29 protein-coding genes are annotated in these 22,582 nt (G+C 51.1%); 14 read left to right on the top strand and 15 right to left on the bottom strand.

Annotation, left to right across the window (positions count from 1 at the left end; genetic code table 11):
• Positions 1 to 13 precede the first annotated feature (13 nt).
• From AC8GFP_RS04090 to AC8GFP_RS04065, 6 genes are all read left to right on the top strand, one after another.
• Positions 14 to 508: a low molecular weight protein-tyrosine-phosphatase gene (locus tag AC8GFP_RS04090; protein ID WP_506610479.1), complete on the top strand. Its 495-nt coding sequence runs from the start codon at positions 14 to 16 to the stop codon at positions 506 to 508.
• On the top strand, positions 501 to 863 hold the full coding sequence (locus AC8GFP_RS04085; protein ID WP_506610554.1) for a DUF2237 family protein: 363 nt from the start codon (positions 501 to 503) through the stop codon (positions 861 to 863). The genes AC8GFP_RS04090 and AC8GFP_RS04085 overlap by 8 nt, the downstream gene beginning before the upstream one ends.
• 12 nt (positions 864 to 875) lie before the next feature.
• Positions 876 to 1,199 (top strand): hypothetical protein, encoded by a 324-nt coding sequence (locus tag AC8GFP_RS04080; RefSeq protein ID WP_506610477.1) that lies wholly within the window; start codon positions 876 to 878, stop codon positions 1,197 to 1,199.
• 279 nt (positions 1,200 to 1,478) lie between these two features.
• Positions 1,479 to 1,703 carry a ParD-like family protein gene (locus tag AC8GFP_RS04075; protein WP_506610475.1) on the top strand — a complete coding sequence of 75 codons (225 nt, stop codon included), beginning with the start codon at positions 1,479 to 1,481 and terminating at the stop codon, positions 1,701 to 1,703.
• Positions 1,700 to 1,975 carry a type II toxin-antitoxin system RelE/ParE family toxin gene (locus AC8GFP_RS04070; protein WP_506610473.1) on the top strand — a complete coding sequence of 92 codons (276 nt, stop codon included), beginning with the start codon at positions 1,700 to 1,702 and terminating at the stop codon, positions 1,973 to 1,975. Before AC8GFP_RS04075 ends, AC8GFP_RS04070 begins: the two co-directional genes overlap by 4 nt.
• A gap of 83 nt (positions 1,976 to 2,058) precedes the next feature.
• Entirely contained in the window at positions 2,059 to 2,307 is a 249-nt protein-coding gene (locus AC8GFP_RS04065) for an XRE family transcriptional regulator (protein WP_506610472.1), read from the top strand.
• Positions 2,308 to 2,535: 228 nt separating this feature from the next.
• Here AC8GFP_RS04065 and AC8GFP_RS04060 read toward each other — a convergent pair whose 3' ends face one another.
• The 4 genes from AC8GFP_RS04060 to AC8GFP_RS04045 all read right to left on the bottom strand — a co-directional run bounded on the left by AC8GFP_RS04060 (position 2,536) and on the right by AC8GFP_RS04045 (position 5,524).
• Positions 2,536 to 2,784 carry a lipoyl domain-containing protein gene (locus tag AC8GFP_RS04060; protein WP_506610470.1) on the bottom strand — a complete coding sequence of 83 codons (249 nt, stop codon included), beginning with the start codon at positions 2,782 to 2,784 and terminating at the stop codon, positions 2,536 to 2,538.
• Positions 2,781 to 3,821, bottom strand: a complete 1,041-nt coding sequence (locus tag AC8GFP_RS04055) for an alpha-ketoacid dehydrogenase subunit beta (protein ID WP_506610468.1) — start codon at positions 3,819 to 3,821, stop codon at positions 2,781 to 2,783. Before AC8GFP_RS04055 ends, AC8GFP_RS04060 begins: the two co-directional genes overlap by 4 nt.
• Positions 3,818 to 4,855: a thiamine pyrophosphate-dependent dehydrogenase E1 component subunit alpha gene (locus AC8GFP_RS04050; protein WP_506610466.1), complete on the bottom strand. Its 1,038-nt coding sequence runs from the start codon at positions 4,853 to 4,855 to the stop codon at positions 3,818 to 3,820. Before AC8GFP_RS04050 ends, AC8GFP_RS04055 begins: the two co-directional genes overlap by 4 nt.
• 180 nt (positions 4,856 to 5,035) lie before the next feature.
• The gene (locus AC8GFP_RS04045; protein ID WP_506610465.1) at positions 5,036 to 5,524 is read right to left on the bottom strand and encodes a cytochrome b; all 489 of its coding nucleotides are present in this window, start codon (positions 5,522 to 5,524) and stop codon (positions 5,036 to 5,038) included.
• Between the two features lie 272 nt (positions 5,525 to 5,796).
• Between AC8GFP_RS04045 and AC8GFP_RS04040 the strand changes: the two genes are divergently transcribed.
• From AC8GFP_RS04040 to AC8GFP_RS04020, 5 genes are all read left to right on the top strand, one after another.
• Complete coding sequence (locus AC8GFP_RS04040; RefSeq protein WP_506610463.1) at positions 5,797 to 6,369, top strand: histidine phosphatase family protein; 573 nt, start codon at positions 5,797 to 5,799, stop codon at positions 6,367 to 6,369.
• A 160-nt stretch (positions 6,370 to 6,529) separates the two neighbouring features.
• Complete coding sequence (locus AC8GFP_RS04035) at positions 6,530 to 8,002, top strand: M81 family metallopeptidase (protein ID WP_506610552.1); 1,473 nt, start codon at positions 6,530 to 6,532, stop codon at positions 8,000 to 8,002.
• A gap of 116 nt (positions 8,003 to 8,118) precedes the next feature.
• A complete protein-coding gene (locus tag AC8GFP_RS04030) occupies positions 8,119 to 8,778 on the top strand; it encodes a cupin domain-containing protein (RefSeq protein WP_506610550.1) in 660 nt (219 codons plus the stop codon).
• A 31-nt stretch (positions 8,779 to 8,809) separates the two neighbouring features.
• Complete coding sequence (locus AC8GFP_RS04025; protein ID WP_506610461.1) at positions 8,810 to 9,145, top strand: TIGR03643 family protein; 336 nt, start codon at positions 8,810 to 8,812, stop codon at positions 9,143 to 9,145.
• Between the two features lie 30 nt (positions 9,146 to 9,175).
• Positions 9,176 to 9,538 carry a DUF2237 family protein gene (locus AC8GFP_RS04020; protein ID WP_506610459.1) on the top strand — a complete coding sequence of 121 codons (363 nt, stop codon included), beginning with the start codon at positions 9,176 to 9,178 and terminating at the stop codon, positions 9,536 to 9,538.
• 165 nt (positions 9,539 to 9,703) lie between these two features.
• Here AC8GFP_RS04020 and AC8GFP_RS04015 read toward each other — a convergent pair whose 3' ends face one another.
• The 5 genes from AC8GFP_RS04015 to AC8GFP_RS03995 all read right to left on the bottom strand — a co-directional run bounded on the left by AC8GFP_RS04015 (position 9,704) and on the right by AC8GFP_RS03995 (position 13,705).
• Positions 9,704 to 10,798 (bottom strand): tartrate dehydrogenase, encoded by a 1,095-nt coding sequence (locus AC8GFP_RS04015; RefSeq protein WP_506610457.1) that lies wholly within the window; start codon positions 10,796 to 10,798, stop codon positions 9,704 to 9,706.
• An 89-nt stretch (positions 10,799 to 10,887) separates the two neighbouring features.
• Positions 10,888 to 11,580, bottom strand: a complete 693-nt coding sequence (locus AC8GFP_RS04010) for a VOC family protein (protein ID WP_506610455.1) — start codon at positions 11,578 to 11,580, stop codon at positions 10,888 to 10,890.
• A 125-nt stretch (positions 11,581 to 11,705) separates the two neighbouring features.
• Positions 11,706 to 12,326: an LON peptidase substrate-binding domain-containing protein gene (locus AC8GFP_RS04005; RefSeq protein WP_506610453.1), complete on the bottom strand. Its 621-nt coding sequence runs from the start codon at positions 12,324 to 12,326 to the stop codon at positions 11,706 to 11,708.
• Positions 12,326 to 12,919, bottom strand: a complete 594-nt coding sequence (locus AC8GFP_RS04000) for a 2-hydroxychromene-2-carboxylate isomerase (protein ID WP_506610451.1) — start codon at positions 12,917 to 12,919, stop codon at positions 12,326 to 12,328. The genes AC8GFP_RS04005 and AC8GFP_RS04000 overlap by 1 nt, the downstream gene beginning before the upstream one ends.
• A gap of 21 nt (positions 12,920 to 12,940) precedes the next feature.
• Positions 12,941 to 13,705: an SDR family oxidoreductase gene (locus AC8GFP_RS03995; RefSeq protein WP_506610449.1), complete on the bottom strand. Its 765-nt coding sequence runs from the start codon at positions 13,703 to 13,705 to the stop codon at positions 12,941 to 12,943.
• Positions 13,706 to 13,868: 163 nt separating this feature from the next.
• On the opposite strand from AC8GFP_RS03995, the gene AC8GFP_RS03990 reads away from it, so the two are divergent.
• Genes AC8GFP_RS03990 through AC8GFP_RS03980 form a run of 3 tightly spaced genes read left to right on the top strand, consistent with a single transcriptional unit; the run spans position 13,869 to position 17,094 of the window.
• Complete coding sequence (locus tag AC8GFP_RS03990; protein WP_506610446.1) at positions 13,869 to 15,395, top strand: phytoene desaturase; 1,527 nt, start codon at positions 13,869 to 13,871, stop codon at positions 15,393 to 15,395.
• Complete coding sequence (locus AC8GFP_RS03985; RefSeq protein WP_506610444.1) at positions 15,392 to 16,171, top strand: ABC transporter permease; 780 nt, start codon at positions 15,392 to 15,394, stop codon at positions 16,169 to 16,171. Before AC8GFP_RS03990 ends, AC8GFP_RS03985 begins: the two co-directional genes overlap by 4 nt.
• Positions 16,168 to 17,094 carry an ABC transporter ATP-binding protein gene (locus tag AC8GFP_RS03980; RefSeq protein WP_506610442.1) on the top strand — a complete coding sequence of 309 codons (927 nt, stop codon included), beginning with the start codon at positions 16,168 to 16,170 and terminating at the stop codon, positions 17,092 to 17,094. The genes AC8GFP_RS03985 and AC8GFP_RS03980 overlap by 4 nt, the downstream gene beginning before the upstream one ends.
• On the opposite strand, the gene AC8GFP_RS03975 is transcribed toward AC8GFP_RS03980, so the two are convergent.
• The 6 genes from AC8GFP_RS03975 to egtB form a co-directional block, all read right to left on the bottom strand.
• Entirely contained in the window at positions 17,063 to 17,869 is an 807-nt protein-coding gene (locus AC8GFP_RS03975) for an alpha/beta fold hydrolase (protein WP_506610440.1), read from the bottom strand. The two genes, AC8GFP_RS03980 and AC8GFP_RS03975, sit on opposite strands and share 32 nt — an antisense overlap.
• A gap of 123 nt (positions 17,870 to 17,992) precedes the next feature.
• A complete protein-coding gene (locus AC8GFP_RS03970; RefSeq protein ID WP_506610438.1) occupies positions 17,993 to 19,303 on the bottom strand; it encodes an alginate export family protein in 1,311 nt (436 codons plus the stop codon).
• A gap of 96 nt (positions 19,304 to 19,399) precedes the next feature.
• A complete protein-coding gene (locus AC8GFP_RS03965) occupies positions 19,400 to 19,819 on the bottom strand; it encodes a thermonuclease family protein (protein WP_506610436.1) in 420 nt (139 codons plus the stop codon).
• Positions 19,820 to 20,015: 196 nt separating this feature from the next.
• Positions 20,016 to 20,297, bottom strand: a complete 282-nt coding sequence (locus AC8GFP_RS03960) for a DUF427 domain-containing protein (RefSeq protein ID WP_506610434.1) — start codon at positions 20,295 to 20,297, stop codon at positions 20,016 to 20,018.
• A gap of 2 nt (positions 20,298 to 20,299) precedes the next feature.
• Positions 20,300 to 21,256 carry an L-histidine N(alpha)-methyltransferase gene (egtD, locus tag AC8GFP_RS03955; protein ID WP_506610432.1) on the bottom strand — a complete coding sequence of 319 codons (957 nt, stop codon included), beginning with the start codon at positions 21,254 to 21,256 and terminating at the stop codon, positions 20,300 to 20,302.
• Positions 21,253 to 22,470 carry an ergothioneine biosynthesis protein EgtB gene (egtB, locus tag AC8GFP_RS03950; protein WP_506610430.1) on the bottom strand — a complete coding sequence of 406 codons (1,218 nt, stop codon included), beginning with the start codon at positions 22,468 to 22,470 and terminating at the stop codon, positions 21,253 to 21,255. The genes egtD and egtB overlap by 4 nt, the downstream gene beginning before the upstream one ends.
• Positions 22,471 to 22,582: the final 112 nt, after the last annotated feature.

Genomic DNA, 22,582 nt, shown 5'->3' with positions numbered 1-22,582 from the left:
TTTCAACAATAAAATGAATTCTCACAAACTAAAAATTTTGTTTGTTTGTATGGGCAACATCTGTCGCAGCCCAACTGCAGAAGGCGTATTCAAGGCGAAACTGCATAAGAGCAAACTTCTTGACTCAATCCATGTTGACTCAGCGGGTACGCACAACTACCACCCCAACTCTCCTCCTGATTCGCGCAGTCAAATGCATGCCTTGAAACGCGGATACGACCTCTCCAACTTAAGGGCTCGAGCTGTCAGTGATGACGATTTTGAAAACTTTGACTTGCTGATCACCATGGATTGGGACAACCGTTCCCTACTTGAGCAACGCTGCCCTCCTCACTTACAGCACAAAATCCGGGGGTTTGCAGAGTTTCTAAAAACATCCGAAGCCACTGTGATTCCTGACCCCTACTACGGTGACGAGAAGAATTTTGAACACGTTCTAGATTTGGTTGAGGAAGCTTCAGAGGGTTTGATGGCATTTGTGATCAAGAAAGTGCATGGCCATGACTGAGCAAGTACTCAACGTACTGGGCACAGAATTAATTCCCTGCTCATATGACCCGCTTACGGGATATTTCAGAGACGGTTGCTGCAAAACGGACAGTCAGGACCATGGCAGTCATGTTGTATGCGCCCGCATCACGCAGGCATTTTTAGATTTCACCTTCAAGCAGGGTAACGACTTGATGACACCAAGACCCGAACACAGATTCAAAGGACTCAAGCATGGCGATAAATGGTGCCTGTGTGCGTTGCGCTGGAAAGAGGCCTTAGCTGCAGGTGTAGCACCTCCTGTGATTTTGGAAAGCACGCACCAAAAGGCTCTTGAATATGTCACGCTGGATCAACTTAGATCTCTGGACTGATCTTTCATATCTATGCCTAAAGAGCGCCACTTCGTCTACGTCATCGAACTGGACAAAGATGTTCTGTGTGAATCAAAATTCAAAAAGGCCAACCCTGACTATGAAACAGGTAAGCCTTGTGTGTATGTGGGCATGACTGGACATGATCCAGATACAAGGTTTGATCAACACAAGGCTGGCATCAAAGCCAACAAGTACGCCATGAAATACGGATTGCGGCTCATGCCTGAGATCTACGATAAATTGAATCCCATGCCCTATGGCGATGCGCAGTACATGGAAGTAGACCTGGCCATCAGATTGCAGAAGTTGGGCTATGCAGTTTGGCAAAACTAAACAGCATTAATGTTTGACTCTGAATTTAGGAGTCGAACTTACGCCCTCCTCTGTTCTAGCACCAGTGAAGGAGTCGAACAATCGGGATTTCAAAGTTCTGTGTCCCGTCATGGAGTCGAACTTTTGCTCTTTTCAGTTCGAGTCCCGGATGTGGAGTCAAACATATGCCAAAGGATTTGTGGCATTTTTCAAAAATTTAATTGCGTCACCACATAGCAGTTGAGAAAATTTTAAGCATGCTATAAACTTAAACTACATTTGTAGCAAAGGAGTTTAGAAATGGGTATGCCAGTACGAATTGACAACCAGCTATACGAGCAAGCAAAAAGCGAAGCCAAAGCTGAACACCGAACAATTGCTGGTCAGATTGAGTTTTGGGCAAGTGTTGGGCGAGCTGCAATCGACAATCCTGAATTACCAGTTGATTTTGTTGTGCAAGTATTAGCTTCGATGAAAGAGCCACGCAGCGATGCAACTCCATTTCAACCACGTAGCCGCACATGACGTATCAAGCAGTACAGACCCGCAGATTTGCGCGTCAATATAAAAAGCTGCATGACAACATTGCTTCGGATGTAGATGTAGCAGTTGCCACAGTTGAATCTTCCCCGAAGATTGGGGACAAGAAAAAAGGTGATTTATCAGCCTTGTATGTTTATAAATTTCGCAGCCAGGGACAGCTTTACTTGCTGGGATACACAATCGGCGAAGAACTTAAATTGGTGTATCTTGAGGCGGTTGGACCGCATGAAAATTTTTACCGTGATTTGAAGTAATTCAATCAAATTTGATAGCGTAAAATTCCTCGAACTTTTTGGGTTAGCTTTGCGAAAGTCATTGGTCGAGTTTCGATGATTTTTTGCAAGAGGAATCCCTGATTGAGTCCAGCACTGCTGTTGCGCTGAAAAGAGTTATTGCTTGGCAGATAGACCAAGCAATGAAAGCTCAAAAATTGACCAAGACTGAGCTTGCTAAACGCATGCACACAAGCCGCGCTGCCTTAAATAGATTGCTTGATGAAAACGATGCAAGCCTAACCCTCACCACTCTCGCCAGTGCCGCTGCAGCACTGGGTAAAAAAGTCAACTTGCAACTTGCAGCTGCTTGACCAAAGATTGGAGTTCCGAAAGTTAATTTTTTCAATGTGAAATCCGGGCACAAGTCGAGGCGCCAAATAAAAAGCCCTTGCAGCAATTGCATGGGCTTTTTACGTGGATTTTCATTTGTGCATCGAAGAAGATCTTTACTTTTCAATTCAGGCTTGATTAACGAAACTGGTTTTGGCCAATGACTGCACCGGACATCAATATGTATATCTGATGGTTACCCTATCACCTTAAGACGCCGTGAAATTGGCAAGCACGGTTCCATCCGCAAAACTCTCGCCCTCTTTCACGCGGATGTTCTCGAGCCAACCGTTGTCAGGCGCTTCGATGTCGATGGAGGCTTTGACCAAGACCACGGTGGCCAACACCTGGCCTTTGGTGACCAGGGTTTTTTCAGCCACTTTCCATTTGTCCAGCAAAGCCTCCACGCCTTGTTGCGCCCCGTCCCAGGCTGTTGAGGGCAGTTTGATCTCGATCACGCGGGTACCGCGTGTGCGATTTTCTGAAGCAGCAGCTGCTGCGCCGCCAACACGATGTTCGCCACCTGTGGAATCACAAACTGTTCCAAAGGTCGGCTGTAGGGAATAGGTACATTGGGCACAGCCAAGCGTTTGATGGGTGCTTTCAAGGTTACCGTGTCGAGGTTTTCAGCGATCAAGGCTGCTATTTCACCGGTCAAACCAAAGCCCAAGTAGTCTTCATCGGCAATCAGCAAACGGCCTGTTTTGCGCACCGACTTCAACACCGATTCCTTGTCCAAGGGCACCAAGGTTCGAAGGTCAATCACCTCGGCATGGATGCCTTGTTCGGCCAGTTCATTGGCCGCCAGCACCGCCTTTTGCACCATTTGGCTGATGCTGACGATGGTGAGGTCTGAACCCTCTTTGACGATCTTGGCTTGACCGAAAGGAATGGCATACGCTTCTTCAGGCACCGCATTGCTGCTGCCTTCAAAGTAAGCCATCCAAGGCAAGCCCATGATGCCCTTGTGGTACATGAACATGACCGGGTTGTCATCGCGAATCGCTTGGATCATCAAGCCCTTGGCGTCATAGGCATTCGAGGGCACCACCACTTTGATGCCCGGCATGTGAGCGAAGGTGCCGTACAAACACTGCGAGTGTTGCGCTGCATCACTGTAGCCACCGCCAATGGCTGTGGTGAGCACCACTGGTAATTTGACGTGCCCACCCGACATGTAGGTGTTCTTGGCCAAATGGTTGTAGATCTGGTCCATGCAGACTCCAAAAAAATCCATGAACATCAGTTCCACAATAGGCCGCAAACCGGCTGCAGCAGCACCTGTGGCTGCACCAATGAAGGCTGTTTCGGAAATAGGTGTATCCATGATGCGGTCCTTGCCAAACTTCTCCAGCAAGCCACCGGTGGCCCCGAAGATGCCGCCATAAGAACCGATGTCTTCACCCATGACAAACACATTCGCGTCGCGCGTCATTTCCTGCGCAATGCCCTCCGAGATGGCTTGTGCCATGGTCAAGATGCGATTTGTTTTCATGCTAAAGCCCTCGTGGTCGTTTGACCGTTGACAAACACATCTTGCAGCGCATCATGCGCACTTGGATAGTCACTGTGGCGAGCAAATTCAAATGAACGGTCCACCAACTGGTGCATGTTGGTCGTGATGGCAGTTTCTTCAGCAGGCGTCATGAACTGCTTCTCTTTCAGCATCGCAGCCAGCCTGGGAATCGGATCGCTTTTGCGCAAGTTACTCACCTCGTCTTTGGGCCGATAGGTTTCCGGATCGCCTTGGAAATGCCCAAAGTACCTGTCGGTTTTGATTTCAATCAACGTGGGACCCTCACCCCGTCTGGCGCGGGCAATGGCAGGTGCGACAGCTTCAAAAATATGCACCGCATCGTTTTCAGGGATGCGTATGCCCGGAATGCCGTACCCAGCAGCGCGGTCTGCAATCCACTCCACCGAAGTGGCTTTGGGCTTGGGCACGGAGATGGCCCAATGGTTGTCTTCACAAATGAAGATGACAGGCAGCTTCCACACCGCAGCCAAGTTCAAGGACTCGTGGAAGGCACCTTGGTTGGCCGCACCTTCACCAAAGAAGGCCACCGACACCCAGGTTTTGCCCATCTTTTTGGCGGCCAGCGCCGCACCACAGGCAATCGGCATGCTGGCACCAATGATGCCGCTGCAACTGAACTTGTGCGCGTTGTCAAACAAGTGCATATGACCGCCCTTGCCTTTACCCAGCCCCGTGACCTTGCCAAACATTTCAGCCGTCATGGGGTTGAGCGGCACGCCTTTGGCGATGGCGAAGTGATGCGGCCTGTGTGTACCCACCACTGTGTCGTCATCCGACAGATGCGCACAAATGCCCACCGCCACAGGTTCTTGGCCTGCAGCCAAATGCATCTCACCCGGCACGGGTCCAGCCCCAATGTCAAAAGCCAAACCTTTTTGAATTGCTGGAGGCAGCTTGCCCTCCATGTACACCGCTGCCATGGTCTCTTCGTAATAGCGAATTTGAACCATCTTCTCGTACATCCAGAGAAGTTTTTCTTTGCCGACTTGCATGGGGAACCCTTTGGGTCAATGTGAACCCCAAGTCGCGAAGAGATCAGTATTCGTAATCAACATCAGGGGTGAGTGCATCCTATGGATGGCAACTCCGATCATGTTGATCTATGTCAATTCAGATTTGATTACAGAATATTTTTCGAAAAGACTCAATAGACGAAAAATACCAATGCACCATCAACGCCAACGCAGTCGGGTCATCAAACTGTCTTTCAGCACAAACTGGTGGAAAAATGCAGCCAAGACATGCACGCCAATCAAGATGTAACCAAAACTGCCAGCCGTTTCATGCAAACTCTTGAGTTGCTTGGACAATGTTTCATCAGGCCCTATCAAAGCGGGCATGACCAGTCCAAAAAACGGGATCGGCTTGCCTGCTGCGCTCAACGCCATCCAACCCATCAGTGGCATGCCCAACATGAGCGCATACAACGCCCAGTGGCCCACCTGAGACGCTATGTGTAAAAGTTTGTACCAGCCTTCTGATGAATGAGGAGGCGGTCTGGGGTTCAAGCGACGCGCAACCAATCGAAACAACACCAATAGCAACACCAAGAGCCCGAACATGAAATGAAGAGATTTCATGAACTCTCGCTCAGGCATACCTTTATCAAAGAGCACCCGAAACTCGATGACGGCATAGACAAAGATAAGCAGAAAAAACATCAGCCAATGAAGCGCGATCAAAGATCGGCCATACTTGTATTCGTTTGAAGAGGTCATCAAGGTATGCTACAAAATACTTTCGACACCGTCATTGATTTACATCAAAAAATACTCTGCTAAACAAATTTCAGGTGCATGGCTTCGCAACATCTCACGAAGTGAAAATTGGTCCCACACATTTGGTGCCAGCCTCTTTGGTTAACAGCAGCAATTTGGTACGTTGATATTGGAAAAAAATGCTTCAGGACTGTGGATGTAAGCTCTGTAACAAGATGAATAATTCGATTTTCCTTTTCAAGGTTTTTTTATTGATTTGGTCAATGCCAGCCTTTGCCCACGATGATGAAAGTTTGATACAGGTTCTAGGTCAACCTGGCGTGATTATTTTGATGCGCCATTCCGAGACGGATCCGGGAGTTGGCGATCCGCCGGGCTTTCAAGTGGATGACTGCAGGACACAACGCAACCTCTCACAACAGGGCATTGCGCAAGCGGATAGATTCGGTCGCTGGCTTGAACGGCATAACTTTCATCCATATCGCGTGCGTTCTAGCCAATGGTGCCGATGCATAGATACAGCCAATGCTGCTTTTGGTAACCGAATCAAGGTTACATCTTGGTCAGCTCTGAATTCGTTCTTTCAAGGGCATGGAAACCGGACGGCTCAATTGAAAGAAGCACGTGAAACAGCTTTGAAAATCACCTCAGGTTTTGAGGTTTGGGTGACTCACCAGGTCGTGATCTCTGCGCTCACCGATAGGAACCTGGCCATGGGTGAGTTTGTGGTTGTCAAAGCCCAACCTCATGGCTTTTTAGAAGTGCTTGGCCAATGGAAGGTCCACTGAATTCCACAACATTGCCAAGCAATGAGCGGGCTTCATACTCACCCAGGCCAAACTTGTCGACAACAGTAAAAAATGTCGACCTTCAATACATATGGTGTCCAATCATGGCGTCGAACGTGTAATTTCCCTTTTTACTGGTAATCCTATTTGGAGAATGTCTTTGAAAATTCTGATTGCCCGACTCAACCACGAAACGAATACTTTTTCTCCAGTGCCAACACCTTTGGCCGCTTTTGATCTAGTCTATGGTGAAGATGCCTACCAAGCAAATCTAGGTATGCGAACTGCCATGGCTGCTTTTATCGATTTGGCAGAAAAAGCAGGTGCCACACTGATCACCCCTTTATCAGCAATGGCCAATCCCAGCGGACCAGTTCACGCTTGTGCGTACGATGAACTTACCGCCTGCATCCTCGCAGCTGCACCAGGCTGCGATGCTGTGCTACTTGATTTGCACGGCGCCATGGTTGCTGAAAATACCCCGGACGGCGAAGGCGATCTGCTTGAACGTCTGCGCCATGCCCTACCCACTGTACCTATTGGCGTGGCCTTAGACCTACATGGCAACATCACACAAAAAATCGTTGACAACTCAAGTGTTATTGTGGGTTTCAAGACATACCCTCACGTGGACATGTATGAAACTGGTGAGCACACCGCACAATTGGTGCTGGCGATGCTTCAAGGTAAATCCTCATATTCTGTTCACTGGCACCCGCTACCGCTGATGAGCCACACGCTACGCAGCACCACTTTATACGGTGCCATGCGAAGAGCTGTGCAAACTGCTTGCGCTGGCGAAGGGCCTGAACTGCCGGCAATATCAGTGTTTGCCGGTTTTTCATTGGCCGATATCGAAGCTCCTTGTGTCAGTGTTGTCATTACCTGTTTGAACAGCCTCAATGGAAAGGCTCTGGCCGAGGAAATGTGTGACCGTCTCGCCAAACAAATATGGGCTGAGCGGGCTGAGTTTGTCTACGTCAGTGAACCACTGTCTGATTCGATGGAGCGAGCTCTCGTACTTGCCATAGACGCAGACCGGCCTGTCTTGCTGCTCGATCACAGCGACAACTGCATGTCAGGAGGTACTTGCGACACCATGGATGTGTTGCAGGCAGCTGTGAGTCACGGATTAAAGAACATGGCAGTCGGTCCTTTGTGTGATCCACAAGCAGTGAACATCATGTTCAAAGCAGGTATTGGAAGCAAGCTTGATATCGCGCTGGGCAACAAAGTTGCTCTGAATCCTCAGGGTCTTGTGAAGCAACCGATGCAAACAAAAGGTACTGTGCGCGCCCTGAGTGAAGGGACTTACACTGCCAGCGGACCAATTTATACCGGTCAGCTTTGTAGCATGGGGCGCACAGTGCTGCTCGAAACCGATGTGGCAAGTATTGTGGTGACTGAACGACCACATGAACCATTTGATATCGGAGTGTTTCACATTGTCGGCTTGGATCCTAGTACGTATCGGTTTTTATTGCTGAAGTCACGCATGTATTGCAGACCTGTTTTTGAACCTCTGGCGCACGCATTAGTCGAATGCGACAGCCCGGGACCGACCAGTTCAGACTATTCGCTGTTTCCTTTTACTCGAGTTCGGCGTCCCGTTTATCCCTTGGATGAAATTTAGATCTGATCGATACCAATCTAGAAGAAATTTTTTCTACCTCGGTAATTATGGGACACTACTTGAGAGGATTCAATCGTGAATTCCTAACTCTGTTAATTGAATACGCAATTGACCCAATGAAAATTCATACAGACTTAACACTCAGAGTTATTGCTAACACTGCGGATATGCCTTGGACACCCTCTCCTGTCGACGGCATTGATCGAAAAATGCTGGAGCGAGATGGCGAAGAAATTGCACGCGCAACCAGTTTGGTTCGTTATGCGCCCAATTCCAGCTTCACCTCTCACCCACATGAACTGGGAGAAGAATTTCTGGTTCTAGATGGTGTGTTTCAAGATGAACATGGTCAATATCCAGCTGGCACCTACGTCAAGAATGCTCCCGGCTCTAGCCATACCCCGTTCACTGAAACGGGTTGCACATTGTTTGTCAAACTTCGACATCTTGATCCCTCAGACGAAGAGCGTGTGGTCATCAACACCCCATCGGCTGCGTGGCATCAAGGATTGGTCCCAGGGCTTACTGTGATGCCTTTATCAACCTTTGGCACCACCAACACAGCATTGGTCCGTTGGGCTCCCAGCACCTACTTCAACCCTCACCGACATTTTGGGGGTGAAGAAATATTTGTTGTTGATGGCGTTTTTGAAGATGAACACGGAAGATACCCCATGGGTTGTTGGTTACGCAGTCCTCACATGAGCGCACATACACCTTTTAGCGTTGAAGGTTGCACCATATTGGTTAAGACGGGTCATTTGTTTATTGATTGAGAACGATGCCTCCATTGTCATGTGTCTGATCATGAAACCTGCTCAATCCTTTGTTGCAAACCTCAAAAAAGTACTCGCCGTGTCAAAGATCAAGGTCATGAATCAGAAGGCATTAACAGCAGGTGACATTTCCCTGGTGATTCAATTGGCATGGGAAGACCGTACTTCCTTTGAGACCATCAAAGAACGCGTGGGACTGACAGAAGCTGAGGTCATCCGCCTCATGCGGTCTAAGTTAAAGCCCCAATCTTTCAGCATGTGGAGAAAGCGGGTTGCGGGCAGAGCAACCAAACATCGCGCTTTAAGAGACCCCGCCATGAAGTTCAACGATCGACATATTGCAGATCACCGAAGAGCCAATTGCTAAATCCACAACACAATTTGCGGTGGCATGACCATGAATGAACAAGCCCTCAACGTACTGGGTAGCGAGTTAATTCCCTGTTCATATGACCCGCTGACTGGTTTTTTCAGAGATGGCTGCTGCAAGACTGACAGTCAGGACCATGGCAGTCATGTTGTTTGCGCTTGCATCACGCAGGCATTTTTAGATTTCACCCTCAAGCAGGGTAATAACTTGATCACACCCAGACCTGAACACAGATTCAAAGGACTCAAGGATGGTGACAAGTGGTGCCTGTGCGCCTTGCGCTGGAAACAGGCCTTGGCGGCAGGTGTTGCACCTCCTGTGATTTTAGAAAGCACACACCAGAAGGCCCTTGAGTTTTTCACGCTGGATCAACTTAGATCAAGTCACTGAATCTCTCATCTCGATGACTGAAGAACGCCATGAAATTCGCATAGCGCCTCATGCCAGAGATATTCAAAAAAAAGAATCACAATTGGCAGTCAGGTGTGGATAGGAGTGCTGGTTGCGCAGTCCGCACATGAGTGCACACAAACCTCTTAGCATCGAGGTTTGCACCTAAGCACCACCCAATGCTTGAGCGATGGCTCGGCCCAGGTCGCTGGTACTGGCATGACCGCCCAAGTCAGGTGTGAGCGGGGCATGACTGCCAGCAGCCAAAACCGCTTCAATGGCTTGCAAGATAGCGTCATGGGCATCCTTGTGACCCAAAAATTCCAGCATCATGGCGCCGCACCAAATTTGTCCAATCGGGTTGGCGATTTGGCGCCCCGCAATGTCGGGTGCTGACCCATGGACCGGCTCAAACAATGATGGGAAACGCCGCTCCGGGTCCAAATTGGCACTGGGAGCGATGCCGATGGTGCCAGTACAAGCCGGTCCCAAATCACTGAGGATGTCGCCAAACAGGTTGCTGGCCACCACCACATCAAAAAACTCGGGGCGTTGTACAAAATGCGCGGTCAAGATATCAATATGGAACTTGTCCCAATGGATATCTGGATAGTGTTTGGCCATCTCAACCACCCGCTCGTCCCAATAAGGCATGGTGATGGCGATGCCGTTGGACTTGGTGGCGCTGGTGAGGTGTTTTTTCGGTCGCGACTGAGCCAGCTCAAAAGCAAATTTCAAGACCCGGTCAACACCAATGCGCGACATGATGCTCTCTTGCATGACGATTTCGCGCTCGGTGCCTGCGTAAATGCGCCCGCCCACACTGGAGTACTCGCCTTCGGTATTTTCGCGCACGATGTACATGTCGATCTCGCCGGGCGCACGGGCACTGCCGTCGCGTCTGACCACAGGCGCAATAATTCCAGGCATCAAACGTGCTGGGCGCAAGTTGATGTATTGGTCAAACTCACGCCGAAACAACAGCAGCGAGCCCCACAAAGACACATGGTCGGCAATTTTGTCAGGCCACCCTACGGCGCCAAAGTAAATCGCGTCGTGGCCGCCAATCAGGTCCTTCCAGTTATCAGGCAGCATTTGGCCATTGCGCTCAAAGTAGTCCCAACTGGAGAAATCAAAGTGGTCAAACTGCAGCCCAATGCCAAAACGCCGGGCAGCAGCTTCCAGCACCCGCAAACCCTCAGGCATGACTTCTTTGCCAATGCCGTCCCCGGCAATGACAGCGATACGGTGTTTGGTCAAGACAACCCCCTTTGATTCGAATGACGTGTAAGCAATCAACTACAAATGCATGACTTCAGTCGCCAAGACAGTCTGGCGCAGGCTAGAACTCAGCCCGTCCATTGAACTTGACTCTGTAAAACAACCAGGCCTTTGGATGTTTGTAAATGCGCAGAAATATTCGCTTTGCCGGTACTGATTTCAATGTCCTTGAAATGAATCGCTTCGCAGGCGTTCTCCAATTTTTGGGCTGCGGGATGTGAAACCGTGAGGTTTTGCAAACTGACGCCCGATCGGGGCAAGCTGTTGCTCGGGTGCAGACGCATGGGCTCAGCGGAATCCGGCTGACCCCACTGAATCAATGTGGGCAGTGTGCCATCGAGCAGTCTTTGGCCGTCATTGCGCACGGTGATTTGCCAATCAAGCATTCCTTGATCGGTTAGGCGTTGGGCATGCACTATTGGACCGATATCCAGACCCTGCTTTTTCCAGATGTTGCTTGCGACTTGAATGTCAGTCGTGTTCACTACAAAATGTATCAACGCAGGTTGTTGCGCAATGGATGCTTGTAAATCGTCGTCATCCAGATCGAACCACCGCTTGTTGGCAGTTCGTTTTTGCGCCGAGGCAACGGGATTGATAGCGATGATTTCAAAATAAGCCATGGGATAACGCGGCGTGGCAATGTTGAACAAACGATTGTGCGTGCCGTATTGTTCATGCTCACCGCCTGCAATTGGTGTGATCCCCAAAGTGGCTTCGCACCATGCGGTTCCCTCTGCAAGGCTGCGGGCTGCAACCACGAGGTGATCAATATGTGTTTGAAGAATGACGACATCCCAGGTTGAATCAAGTGGTTGGTTTTTATCACACTTTATGCATCAACTTGGTTAGACAAATTGCCAGTGAACATCCTGCCCATGAGGGCTTACTCAGACTCGGTCGCATCTCCGATCTGACCTATCAGTGCGTCGATTCTTTCCAAACGCTTGAAGGGGTCAAGTTCGCATAAAAGTTGCATCTTCAAGTCTGAGCTGATATCCAAGGCTTCAGCATAGCGGTTGGCCACCCAGCCGCATTGGTCTAAAAAATAGGGTTGGAAAATGGGCAGTCGTTGAAGTTGTCCCTGCTTTTGAGCAGTTGCAATGAGTTTGCCCAAACGGCCTGCGTGGTGCGCTAGATGTGCCGGAATTTCAACTTCGGGGTCTTGCTCCATGAGAGAGATATCGCCCTGCCACACACCCAACGGTCCAGGCATGGTGTTGTTCAATGCAAAACGAAGTCCCCCTTGGCAAACAACTCGAAACAAATTGGGCTGCACCTGTTCAAAATCGCGAATGTGCGCATGGCAACCGAAGCCATGTAACAGCGGCGTCTCTCCGGGCACTTGCACTTCGCTGCCATTTTGAAGCCACACCACACCAAATGGCAGTTGCTCTTGATGGCAACGTTTGATCAGGTTTAAATACCTGACCTCGAATATTTGAAGCGACAGCATGCCATCAGGAAACAGCCCGTGCGAAAGAGGGAAAAGAGGAATTTGGTGCATCAAGTCTTCAGTGCAGCCTTCAACTGCTCGATGCGATCTTGCCCCCAAAACATCTGCTCACCCACAAAAAAAGTGGGGGCGCCAAACACACCCCGCTCAACCGCCTGGGTCGTGACATCCCTGAGCCTGTCTTTGGCTTCTTGCTCATTGGCCAATTGCAATAACGCTGCCGCATCGAATTGCGCCTCTTGCAACACCCTCTCTACAACTTCTGGGTCGTTGAGGTTGAGCGCATCGACCCAGATGGCTTTGAAGATCACATCCATGAATTCATGCATACGCGCATCAGAACGCATCTGCAAACCGGTCAGCATGCGCATCAGGGTTGTGGTGATGATGGGAAAGAAGGGGTTGTTGTTCAGAGGGACGCCATAGTTGTCGGCAAACCGTTTGAAGTCCACAAAGATGTACTTGCCCTTGGCGGGAACACTCACTGGCGAGACATTGCCAGTGGCCTTGAACACAGCGCCCAACAGCATTGGGAGGTAAATGGGTTGGGCTCCAGTTTCAGCCTTTATCTTGTCCATTTGTGTATGTGCCAAATAAGCGGCCAAGCTGCCAAAGTCAAAGAAGTAGTCAAATGTTTTTGCCATGATTTCTGTCTCCATTCAGTGTCAAAATTTTTCCATATAGGGTCGCAAATCGAGTTCGTGGGTCCAAGCGTCTCTGGGTTGTTGGTGCAACATCCAATAAGCATCTGCAATATGGTCAGGATTCAAAATGCCGCCCTGTTCTTTCAATGCGTATTTGTCTGGAAAAAGGGTGCGGATGAATTCAGTATCAATGGCCCCATCAATGATGGTGTGTGCCACATGGATGCCCAGGGGCCCCAACTCACGGGCCATGCTTTGGGCTAATCCACGCAGTGCCATTTTGCCGCCAGAAAATCCTGCAAAGTTGGCACTGCCTCTCAAAGAAGCAGTGGCGCCCGTGAAGATGATGGTTCCTCGATGAGCGATGCCGCTTGTATCCTGGTCGGTGTCTTTCTCTCTGGACACCATGCGTTTGGCAACCTCACGTCCATTCAAAAACCCAGCCAAACAAGCCATTTCCCACATTTTTGTGTAGCGCCTGGCTGTCTCCGTCAAGATGCTGTTGGGTGAATTGGCTCCAATGTTGAAAACCAATACGTCAATGGGTCCGATGCTTGATTCAATGTGATCGATGAGTGCGATGACTTCATCTTCTTTTCGTGCATCAGAGCCAAACCCATGTGCTACACCGCCTGCTTTGTGAATGTCGTCTAGCAAAGGCTGTAATTTGTCCAGGGTTCTGCGGGTCACACAAGCAACGTAACCTTCGCTTGCAAATCGCTTGGCAACAGCGCCTCCAGTTGCATCACCCGCACCGATGACCAAGCATACTTTTTTGTTCGACATGTTTGAGCCCTGTTATTCAAATGAAGCCCTTTGGGATGAGCGCCTGAAGGGAGTAGCCAATTTGACCCTAAAAACATGACGCCAGCTGGTTTTCACCCTATTGACTTCTTTTTAAATTAGAAAAGAATCTAATTCAATATCTCCATGCCCAATTACATTGAATATGCAATATCAACAGGCCTTTGCAGATGCTCAAGCACCCCTGGCATTGATCATTGGCAGTGGTTTTGGCGGGTTGGCTGCAGCCATTCGGATGTGCGCCAAAGGTTGGCGTGTGCAAGTGCTTGAAAAAATGGACACACCAGGCGGCCGCGCACGGGTTTTCAAGGTCGATGGCTATACCTTTGATGCAGGCCCGACGATCATCACCGTGCCCTTCTTGCTGGAAGAACTGTGGGCGCTGGCAGGCCGTCAATTGGAAGATGACATTGAGCTTCGCCAACTCGAGCCCTTCTACAGAGTCCGATTTGATGACGGTGATCATTTTGATTACAGCGGCGACCCCGTGAGAATGCGCAGCGAAGTCTTGCGCATTGATCCAAATGCGGGTCCAGGCTATGACGCCTTTTTGAAAGAAGCAGACCGCTGTTACGAATTGGGCTTTGAAAACTTGGGCGCCCATGCCTTTGACAGCATGCGCGACATGCTGATGGCCTTGCCTTCCATGTCCAGAATGAAGGGTTGGCGAACGCTGTATGCCTTGGTGGCCCAGCACATCCAGCATCCCAAATTGCGCCAGGTCATGAGTCTGCAGTCGCTGTTGATTGGCGGCAATCCATTTTCTGTCACCTGTGTGTATTCACTCATCAATGCACTTGAGCGACGCTACGGTGTGCACTGGGCCATGGGTGGTACGGGCGCTTTGGTCAGCGGCATGGTGGGTCTGATTGAGCACATGGGCGGGGGCGTCAGGACCAACGCGCAAGTTCAGTGCATCAATGTCGAGAATGGCAAAGCCTGTGGGGTGACGCTTGTGACAGGTGAACGCATTCATGCTGAGGTGGTGGTCTCCAATGCCGACACCGCATGGACCTATAAACACCTTGTTGAGCCTCAGCACCGAAAGGTATGGACCAACGCCAAGATTGAACGTGGCAGATATTCCATGAGTTTGTTTGTTTGGTACTTTGGCACCAACAAACGATTTGACGATGTTCCCCACCACATGATGCTGCTGGGCCCAAGATACGAAGCTTTGTTGGAAGACATCTTCAACAAGCACCACTTGGCCGATGATTTTTGTTTGTATTTGCACCGCCCCACAGCCACCGACTTGGACATGGCCCCCGCTGGATGCGATGCGTTTTATGTGCTGGCACCCGTGCCCCATCTTGACAGCGGCACCGATTGGAAAGTGCAAGCAGAGCCTTACCGCGCGGCGATAGCCAAGGCCTTGGCAGAAACCGTGCTTCCAAATTTGCAAGACCACCTGACCGTTTCATTCATGACGACGCCGCAAGATTTTCAAGATGATCTTCTGTCCTATAAAGGCGCTGCATTTGGCCTCGAGCCGCTGTTGCTCCAGAGTGCCTGGTTTCGTCCGCACAACCGCAGCGAAGACATCCAAAATTTGTTCATGGTGGGTGCCAGTACCCATCCGGGGGCTGGCATCCCGGGCGTCTTGATGTCTGCCAAAGCCCTGGAAACTGTCATTCCCGATGCGGCCCTCTTCAAACAATCCCTTCAATGACAAGCACGCGTTTATGGTTGAATCAAACTTGGGCCGTTGCGCAGCGTCTTTTGCTTGAGCAATGGCGGCAAAAACGAGGGCTGGTTTTTTGGGCTGTTTTTCCGGCTGCCATGATGCTGCTTTTTGGTTTGGTTTATGCCAACAACATCAGCATGCGTGCTGGCTTGGATGCAGCTGCTGCAGGCATCTTGGTCGGCGCCGCGCTGTTTTTCAGCTGTCTGGGCGGCACTGTTGCCATCATCGCTGCTGAGCGTGAACGAGGCACACTGTCTCGGTTGCGAACCACGCCACTGCGTCCATCCGCTTATTTCTTCGGCGTTGTGCTCTCACAGTTGGTGCTGGCCTTGATGCAAGTGTTCATGCTCTACAGCGTTGCTTTGTTGATTGGCGTGCAATACCACGGCAGTTTGTTGTTGGGCGGCTTGATCTTGCTGCTGTCCGTGTTTTCGTACGTGGGAATGGGTTTTTATCTGGGGGTGCGCTTTGCCAGACGAAGCGAAGAAGTGGTGGTTGCTTTGTCGGCGATTGGCGTTCCCATCTTGGTGCTGGGCGGTACTTTTTTCCCACTTGAAATCATGCCGCAAGCCATGCAAAACCTGGCACAACTCAACCCGATACTGCACATGAACCAAGCCTTCAAAGGTGTTGCAGCCTATGGCAAAAACTTTGTCGACCTGCGCTTTGAATTGATCTTTCTTTGGGGGTTTTGTGGCCTGTGCCTGGCTTTGGGCATTCATGCTTATCAGCAACTGCTAGAGACGGACAAGAACCCATGACCACCGCAATGGAAATCACCGACGTTCACAAGTCGTTTGGCAAGCAGAAGGTCTTGGACGGGTTGAGTCTGCGTGTCGAAGAAGGTGAGATTGTGGGACTGCTTGGCCCCAACGGTTGTGGCAAATCCACTTTGTTGAACATCATTGGCCAATTGCTCTTGCCGGATGCGGGTCAGATCAGTCTGATGGGCCAAGCGCTGCATCCATCCAACGGCAAAGCCCATTCACGGGTTGGATTTTGCGCACAGCGCTGTGCGCTCTACCCCGATTTATTACCTGCTGAGAATCTTCATTTTTTTGGACGCTTAAACGGTCTTTCAGAAAAAGAATGTCAGCAGCGCGTTGCTGAACTGATGCGTACGTTTTCTTTGAATGCATTCGCGAACACACGCGTTGGACAGCTTTCTGGTGGCTGGCAACAACGTTTGCACTTGGCCGTTGCTTTGGTTCACCAACCTTCCGTGTTGGTGTTGGACGAGCCCACAGCAGCTGTTGACGTTGAAGCACGAATGGAGCTTTGGCGCTTGATTCAGGATTTGCGTGATCGTGGCACAACGATTTTGTTGACCAGCCATCATCTCGCAGAAGCAGAGCGACTTTGCACCACCGTGGCCCTGATGCGCAATGGCAAAGTTGCAGCGCATGGCAGCGTCGCTGAGTTGCTGCTGCGTGTGCCCGGCCAAGCAGTGGCCAAGCTTCAATCCGAGAATCATGAAATCATCACCCAACGTGCCCTGTTGCGGGGTTGGACTGTTCGCCAACATGCGGGTGAAATGAGCCTCTTTTTGCCGCACAACTTGGGCTTGCGCGACATCATCGAGGCGCTTGATGGTGCCAAGCTGACTTCACTGAGCGTTCAAGCAGTGGGCTTGGATGATGCCTACCTTGAGATCATTGGTGAAGATGCTTTGATGCGTACCTGAAGACACTGTATTCAGCCATGAACGTGCCGATGTCTTCAAAATAAGGCATCGCCCCAGCTTGCATCACCGTGACATGCCATTGAGGGCGATCACGCACCAGGTCCAGGGCGCGGTAATCGGTGAAGTCGCCGCGTGTGCCATGCACCACCCACACAGGCAAATCGAGGCTTTCATAAACGTTGTGGATGTCGGCACTGAACAAGCCGCCACTGAGAAAAGACAAAGGCGCTTGTTCGGCATGGGGCACGTGGGCGGTTAGCACCGCATAAGCCCACAATGTTTCATCAATCTCCCGGCTGCCCCAGGTGCGGCGCAAAAAGTAACGCACCACCGATGGACGCGACAACTGCCGAAACAAGAAGCGGCCCCACCAAGGGCCGGGGCGGCGCAAAAAGCGGTCGAAGCCAGCCATGAACATGGTGCTGCCTTCAGGTTGACGCAAAGACCGTCCGCCGCGAAAACCCGTGGGACTGACCAATGCCAAGGTGTTGAACAAGCCCGGTGACTGCTGGGCCACACGGGCTACAAACTCGCACGACAGCGACACGCCCACGACCTGAAGCGGCTGGCCTGGATGCCGCTCAGATACCCATTGCGCCACCAACTTGATGGCGTTGCACATGTCGGCCACGGTATAGGCACGGGGCAGGCGTTCAGACAAACCATAGCCCGGCAAATCGAGTGCATAAACGCTGTTGTCTTGGCCCATGGCCTCAAACATTGGACGAACTTCAGCCGCTGAAGCCAGCGCATTGATGCTGTGAACCAAAAGCACGGGTGGGCCAGACCCTGCAGCGTAAACCGCTATGGCACCAGCGGTTCCATGGAGCGTGTGAATATGGGCATTCAGCGGCTGAGCGAGTCTGGTCGAAGTCACCGGGTGGATGGGAGCGCCCACCTACCAAACCACATAGTTCAAATTGAGCCAAAAACGCTGGATAGAACACTTATTGCTGATTGCATCTTCTTTCGCGGCGGTAGCTGGACAAGTTCGGTCACTCATGTAATTGGCCAGCTCCGCTCTGAATTGCAGTTGCTTGCTGAATTTCCAGTCCAAACGCAGATCCAGTTCTTTGCCCAGTGCGGCCAAGTCTTGCGCAGTTTTGAATTGGTGGTAATCCGCCTGAATGCCCCACTGGCTCCAGCTATAGCCAGTAGAAAGCCAAGTATCTTGGACACCTTCGGGAGGCGTGCTGTTGAATTTGTCCGCCCATCCTTGAGTCGGGTGCAACAAGCCCAGTGGGTTGTAAAAACCGAATTTTCCTGAGCCTTTTCGTTCACCCAAGGTTTCTTGGTAAATGCCAACAAAATGGTCCGATGCATTCATGCTCGCGCCAAATTGCAGGTAATCTGCATTTCCCCACGTCCCGTTGGCATAAGGTGTTTGTCTGCCAGATTCAAGCACATACTTGAGCTGGTAGTCGGCCGTGGCAGCCAACTTGCCGTCAGCGCGAACGGTTTGGATTTTGTTGGATGAGCCAACGGGTGTGGATGATTTGCGGTCGTGCAAATAAGCCGAGCCCAAAACAGTATGCCCAGGTTGCCATTCATAGCTGGCGCGAAGCACCGTGACCTCGGTTTCACGCTGAAGAGTGTCTGGCGCACGTTCTTTCTGAAAGTAGCCCACAAAGAAATTCAGCGGTTGGCCTTTGCGCAATTCCGCCGAGACGCCTTGGTAAAAACGTTGTGTTTGGCGGAATTCGTTGGGGCCGACAAATCGGGTGCGGTCCAGTTCCAGCTTTTGTCTGCCCAATTTCAAAGAAGCGGCGTCGTTCAGTTTCCAAAAAACAAAGGCTTCCGTGAAATCAGTCACATCCTTGGCAGGTGTCCAAGGGTAATCACTGGTCAACACAGCGCCGTCGTCATTGAAATCGCTGACGAGTTTGTTGCTGCTGACCAGCAAAAGTCGCAGACCTATTCCTTCGTGGGTATTGGAACGCCATCCCAATTGAGAACGAAGCATGAGGCCATTGCCCTGCTTGGGTTTCCCATCGTCTTCCATGGTTTCCGAGCGCAACCGAAAAGACAACTCAGGGGTGCCTGTGGTGAAGGCTTGTTGAAAACTTGGCTGTTCAGTCGTTTGGGCCTGGGCGGACCCCATGGCACAAAGCAAGGTGACGGCACCCCATGCCATCCCGCAAAGTAACGACCTCGAATTTGAGGCCTGATTGGGCTTGAGCAGCATCATGATGGCATGTGGGACGTTCATGGCGACAGAGTGTTGATGAATTTGTCAAATTCTATCGTTGGCATCATTGCTTTGAAAGAGGCCATGCCAGGGAATCCCAAAGTATTCAGATAAGGATTATCTTTTTCGAAAGTCCCAGGGCGCCACCGGCTGAAGGTCTGACCACAAACCCAATTTCTGGCTCTTGGCCGCCATCTCACTGGCGTGATAAGCATCACGATCATCTCTGGGTTGCTCGTCTTGGTATTTTTTGTAATGCCAAGCCAAGCCAGCCTTGATTTGCTGGTGGCAGATGTCTTGTCCACCCAGCAACACTTTGCCCACAATGCGTCCATACTTGTCGCTCTTTTCATACGAGATTTGCACGGTTTTGCCATGAACCAATTCGTAAAGAGCTTGCTTGGACTTGGCGCCGAAAGCCTGGGCTTTTTCCGGGGCGTCAATGCCCTGCAGTCTGATCTTGTGTTGGATTTTTTCAGCATCCAAAACCGTGATGGTGTCGCCATCCGCCACAGACACAACTTTTCCTTGGAGCATCTTTGACGCACTGGCGCTGCACACAGAAAAAATCAACAAAATTGACAGCAAAAACTTCATAAACGAAGTTTGCCACATCAAATGTGAATTTTATTAATTTCCCAGGGTCACTGATCCCGCAACCCACCGGCCCCCGTTGCCAGATTAGCCCTCTAAAAAAGAGATCTGCAGTGCTGCCTCCACCGCTTCAACTGAATCACGCCACCACTTTGACGCCCTTCCAAAAGGCCACGCGGCCACGGATGTTCTCGGCTTCGGGTTTGGGGTCGGCGTAATACCAAACCGCATCGCTGTTCAATTCCCCATTCACCAGCAGCGAGTAATAGCTGGCCTGCCCTTTCCATCCACACACGGTTTTGTGGTTGCTGTTGGACACAAAGTTTTGATTCAATGCATCCGCAGGGAAATAGTGGTTGCCTTCAACCAAAACGGTGTCGTCGCTCTCGGCAACCACGGTGTCGTTCCAAATGGCTTTCATGTTCAGTGCTCCTGTGTGTGAGGGATGTTCAGCCAAAGCAGGCCAAATTGATGTTGCGGGTCGGTCCAGTAGGCACCGGCTTGCAATCCTGCTGCCAGCGCAGCCTGTTGTACACCAGCGATGGTGAACTTGTGCGAGTACTCGGTGTGCAAGGTTTCGCCTTGCTCAAAAGCATAGGCCACGCCATTCATGTGCACGGTCTGCGCTTGCAAGCTGAGCAAGTGCATTTCAATGCGTTGCAAGGGCGCGTTGTAAAAAGCGCTGTGTGCAAACCTGGTCAGGTCGAAATCGCAGCCCAGTTCGCGGTTGGCGCGGGTCAACAGGTTGAGGTTGAAGGCCGCCGTCACGCCTTGGGCATCGTTGTAGGCGGCATGTAAAACATCAGGTGACTTGATCAGGTCCACACCCAGCAGCAATGCGCCACCCGACAAATTTCGAGCACAGTTTTTAAAAAAAGCATGGGCTTGTGCGGGTGAAAAATTGCCAATGGTCGAGCCCGGAAAAAACGCCACGCGCTTGCCCGCATGGGGAAGCGCTGCTGGCAGTTGCCAGTCTTGGGTGTAATCAGCCACGAGGGGTTGAACCCGCAGGTGTGGAAATTCTTGTTGCAAGGTCAGGCTGGCTGCCTCTAAATGCACGCCCGAAATATCCATAGGCAGATAGCGGGCTGGTTGCTGAGCCGTCTTCAACAACAACCTGATTTTTTGCAACGAGCCCGCACCGAATTCAATGATGTCTGCGTGTTCACCCATGCATTGGCCGATGTCCGTCGCGTGGGTTTGCAACAGCGCCAACTCGGTGCGCGTGGGGTAGTACTCGGGCAATGCACAGATGCGGTCAAACAAGGCCGAACCAGCTTGGTCATAAAAATACTTTGGTGAAATGCTTTTGGGCGATTGCGACAGTGCAGTTTGCATGTCCTGCAGGAAATTCAAGTGTTCAGTGGCGTGTGGGGTCATGAGGCAGGGCTTTGCAGGTCTTTGGCCAAACGCAAGCCGCTGAACTGCCAGCGTGCCGAGGCAGGGAAAAAGTTGCGGTATGTGTGGCGGCTGTGATGTGCGGGCGTGGCAAAGCTGCTGCCACGCAAGACCTGTTGGCCGACCATGAATTTGCCGTTGTACTCGCGCACCGCCCCACTGACGGGCACAAAACCGGGGTAGGGTTCGTAGGCCGAGCGGGTCCACTGCCACACCTGGCCATGCAGGTCGTGCATGTGCGAGTGCGCACTGGCCAGCTCCCATTCAAACTCGGTGGGCAAGCGGGCACCAGCCCATTGCGCAAATGCAGCCGCTTCGTAAAAACTCAAATTGCATACCGGGGCTTGCGGGTCGAGGGCTTGCACGCCGTTCAATCCAAACACCTGCCATTGGTCTGAGGGAGCGCGAGGATCTTGTGGGGCCAACCAATACAGGGGAGATTGCCAAGCGTTGTTCAGCACATGGGCACGGCCTTCCGACAGCCACAGGTCGGCGTTGTCGTAGCCACCGTCTTGAATGAAGGCCAGGTACTCGCCACAGTTCACCAAGCGACTGGCGATTTGAAAACCTTGCACAAAGCGCTGGTGATTTGGTGTTTCATTGTCGAAAGCAAAGTCTGGTTCATCCATGGCTCGACCAAAACGGTGCAATCCCTCTGGATAGGACAGCCAATGCATCTCGCCAACATGCGCCTTGGAATTTGACATGCTGCTGTCATAAGAAGGCAGCAAGGGATGACAAGACAACAAATGCAGGGCATCGGTCAGCAACAACTCTTGGTGTTGTTGCTCGTGGTTCAAACCCAATTCAATCAAGGCCAGGGCTTGCGGGTTCAAGCCTGCGGGATGGCTCAACAGGTGTTGCATCGCTGCATCGACGTGTTGGCGAAACGCCATCACCTCATTCAATCCAGGGCGCGTGAGCAAGCCGCGTTCTGGTCGGGGATGGCGCGGCCCCAGTGCTTCGTAATAGGAGTTGAACAAAAACGCAAATGCCTCATCAAAGACTTGATAGTTTTGAGAAAAAGGCTTGAGAACCAAGCTTTCAAAGAACCAACTGGTGTGGGCCAGGTGCCATTTGGTGGGGCTGGTGTCTGGCATGGACTGAACACATTGGTCCTCGGCGCTCAGTGGCGCAGCCAGTTGCAACGTGTGATGACGCAGTTCGGAGTAACGAGTAAATAACGAAGAAGGCATGTTTTTAAAAAATGAGGTGCCCAATGTACTAGGAAAACCCCTGATCCCATTCAAGGTCACACCATGCCCCGAATTCATCAAGGGCAGCGCCAACTTGTTGCTTGCGCATGGA

Source organism: Limnohabitans simekii (SeqCode), assembly GCF_965234735.1.
Classification (GTDB): domain Bacteria; phylum Pseudomonadota; class Gammaproteobacteria; order Burkholderiales; family Burkholderiaceae_C; genus Limnohabitans; species Limnohabitans simekii.
This window is presented reverse-complemented; position numbering and strand designations above follow the sequence as displayed.

Bases quoted from the DNA above. Each gene is read 5' to 3' on its own strand.
- AC8GFP_RS04075 (WP_506610475.1), top strand. From the start codon at position 1,479: ATGGGTATGCCAGTACGAATTGACAACCAGCTATACGAGCAAGCAAAA.
- AC8GFP_RS04000 (WP_506610451.1), bottom strand. From the start codon at position 12,919: ATGGCAAAAACATTTGACTACTTCTTTGACTTTGGCAGCTTGGCCGCT.
- AC8GFP_RS04020 (WP_506610459.1), top strand. From the start codon at position 9,176: ATGAATGAACAAGCCCTCAACGTACTGGGTAGCGAGTTAATTCCCTGT.
- AC8GFP_RS03995 (WP_506610449.1), bottom strand. From the start codon at position 13,705: ATGTCGAACAAAAAAGTATGCTTGGTCATCGGTGCGGGTGATGCAACT.
- AC8GFP_RS03965 (WP_506610436.1), bottom strand. From the start codon at position 19,819: ATGCTCCAAGGAAAAGTTGTGTCTGTGGCGGATGGCGACACCATCACG.
- AC8GFP_RS03985 (WP_506610444.1), top strand. From the start codon at position 15,392: ATGACAAGCACGCGTTTATGGTTGAATCAAACTTGGGCCGTTGCGCAG.
- AC8GFP_RS04080 (WP_506610477.1), top strand. From the start codon at position 876: ATGCCTAAAGAGCGCCACTTCGTCTACGTCATCGAACTGGACAAAGAT.
- AC8GFP_RS04005 (WP_506610453.1), bottom strand. From the start codon at position 12,326: ATGCACCAAATTCCTCTTTTCCCTCTTTCGCACGGGCTGTTTCCTGAT.
- AC8GFP_RS04040 (WP_506610463.1), top strand. From the start codon at position 5,797: ATGAATAATTCGATTTTCCTTTTCAAGGTTTTTTTATTGATTTGGTCA.
- AC8GFP_RS03960 (WP_506610434.1), bottom strand. From the start codon at position 20,297: ATGAAAGCCATTTGGAACGACACCGTGGTTGCCGAGAGCGACGACACC.
- AC8GFP_RS03990 (WP_506610446.1), top strand. From the start codon at position 13,869: ATGCAATATCAACAGGCCTTTGCAGATGCTCAAGCACCCCTGGCATTG.
- AC8GFP_RS04055 (WP_506610468.1), bottom strand. From the start codon at position 3,821: ATGAAAACAAATCGCATCTTGACCATGGCACAAGCCATCTCGGAGGGC.
- egtD (WP_506610432.1), bottom strand. From the start codon at position 21,256: ATGACCCCACACGCCACTGAACACTTGAATTTCCTGCAGGACATGCAA.
- AC8GFP_RS04025 (WP_506610461.1), top strand. From the start codon at position 8,810: ATGAAACCTGCTCAATCCTTTGTTGCAAACCTCAAAAAAGTACTCGCC.
- AC8GFP_RS04085 (WP_506610554.1), top strand. From the start codon at position 501: ATGACTGAGCAAGTACTCAACGTACTGGGCACAGAATTAATTCCCTGC.
- AC8GFP_RS04070 (WP_506610473.1), top strand. From the start codon at position 1,700: ATGACGTATCAAGCAGTACAGACCCGCAGATTTGCGCGTCAATATAAA.
- AC8GFP_RS03970 (WP_506610438.1), bottom strand. From the start codon at position 19,303: ATGAACGTCCCACATGCCATCATGATGCTGCTCAAGCCCAATCAGGCC.
- AC8GFP_RS04050 (WP_506610466.1), bottom strand. From the start codon at position 4,855: ATGCAAGTCGGCAAAGAAAAACTTCTCTGGATGTACGAGAAGATGGTT.
- egtB (WP_506610430.1), bottom strand. From the start codon at position 22,470: ATGCCTTCTTCGTTATTTACTCGTTACTCCGAACTGCGTCATCACACG.
- AC8GFP_RS04090 (WP_506610479.1), top strand. From the start codon at position 14: ATGAATTCTCACAAACTAAAAATTTTGTTTGTTTGTATGGGCAACATC.
- AC8GFP_RS04045 (WP_506610465.1), bottom strand. From the start codon at position 5,524: ATGTTTTTTCTGCTTATCTTTGTCTATGCCGTCATCGAGTTTCGGGTG.
- AC8GFP_RS04030 (WP_506610550.1), top strand. From the start codon at position 8,119: ATGAAAATTCATACAGACTTAACACTCAGAGTTATTGCTAACACTGCG.
- AC8GFP_RS03980 (WP_506610442.1), top strand. From the start codon at position 16,168: ATGACCACCGCAATGGAAATCACCGACGTTCACAAGTCGTTTGGCAAG.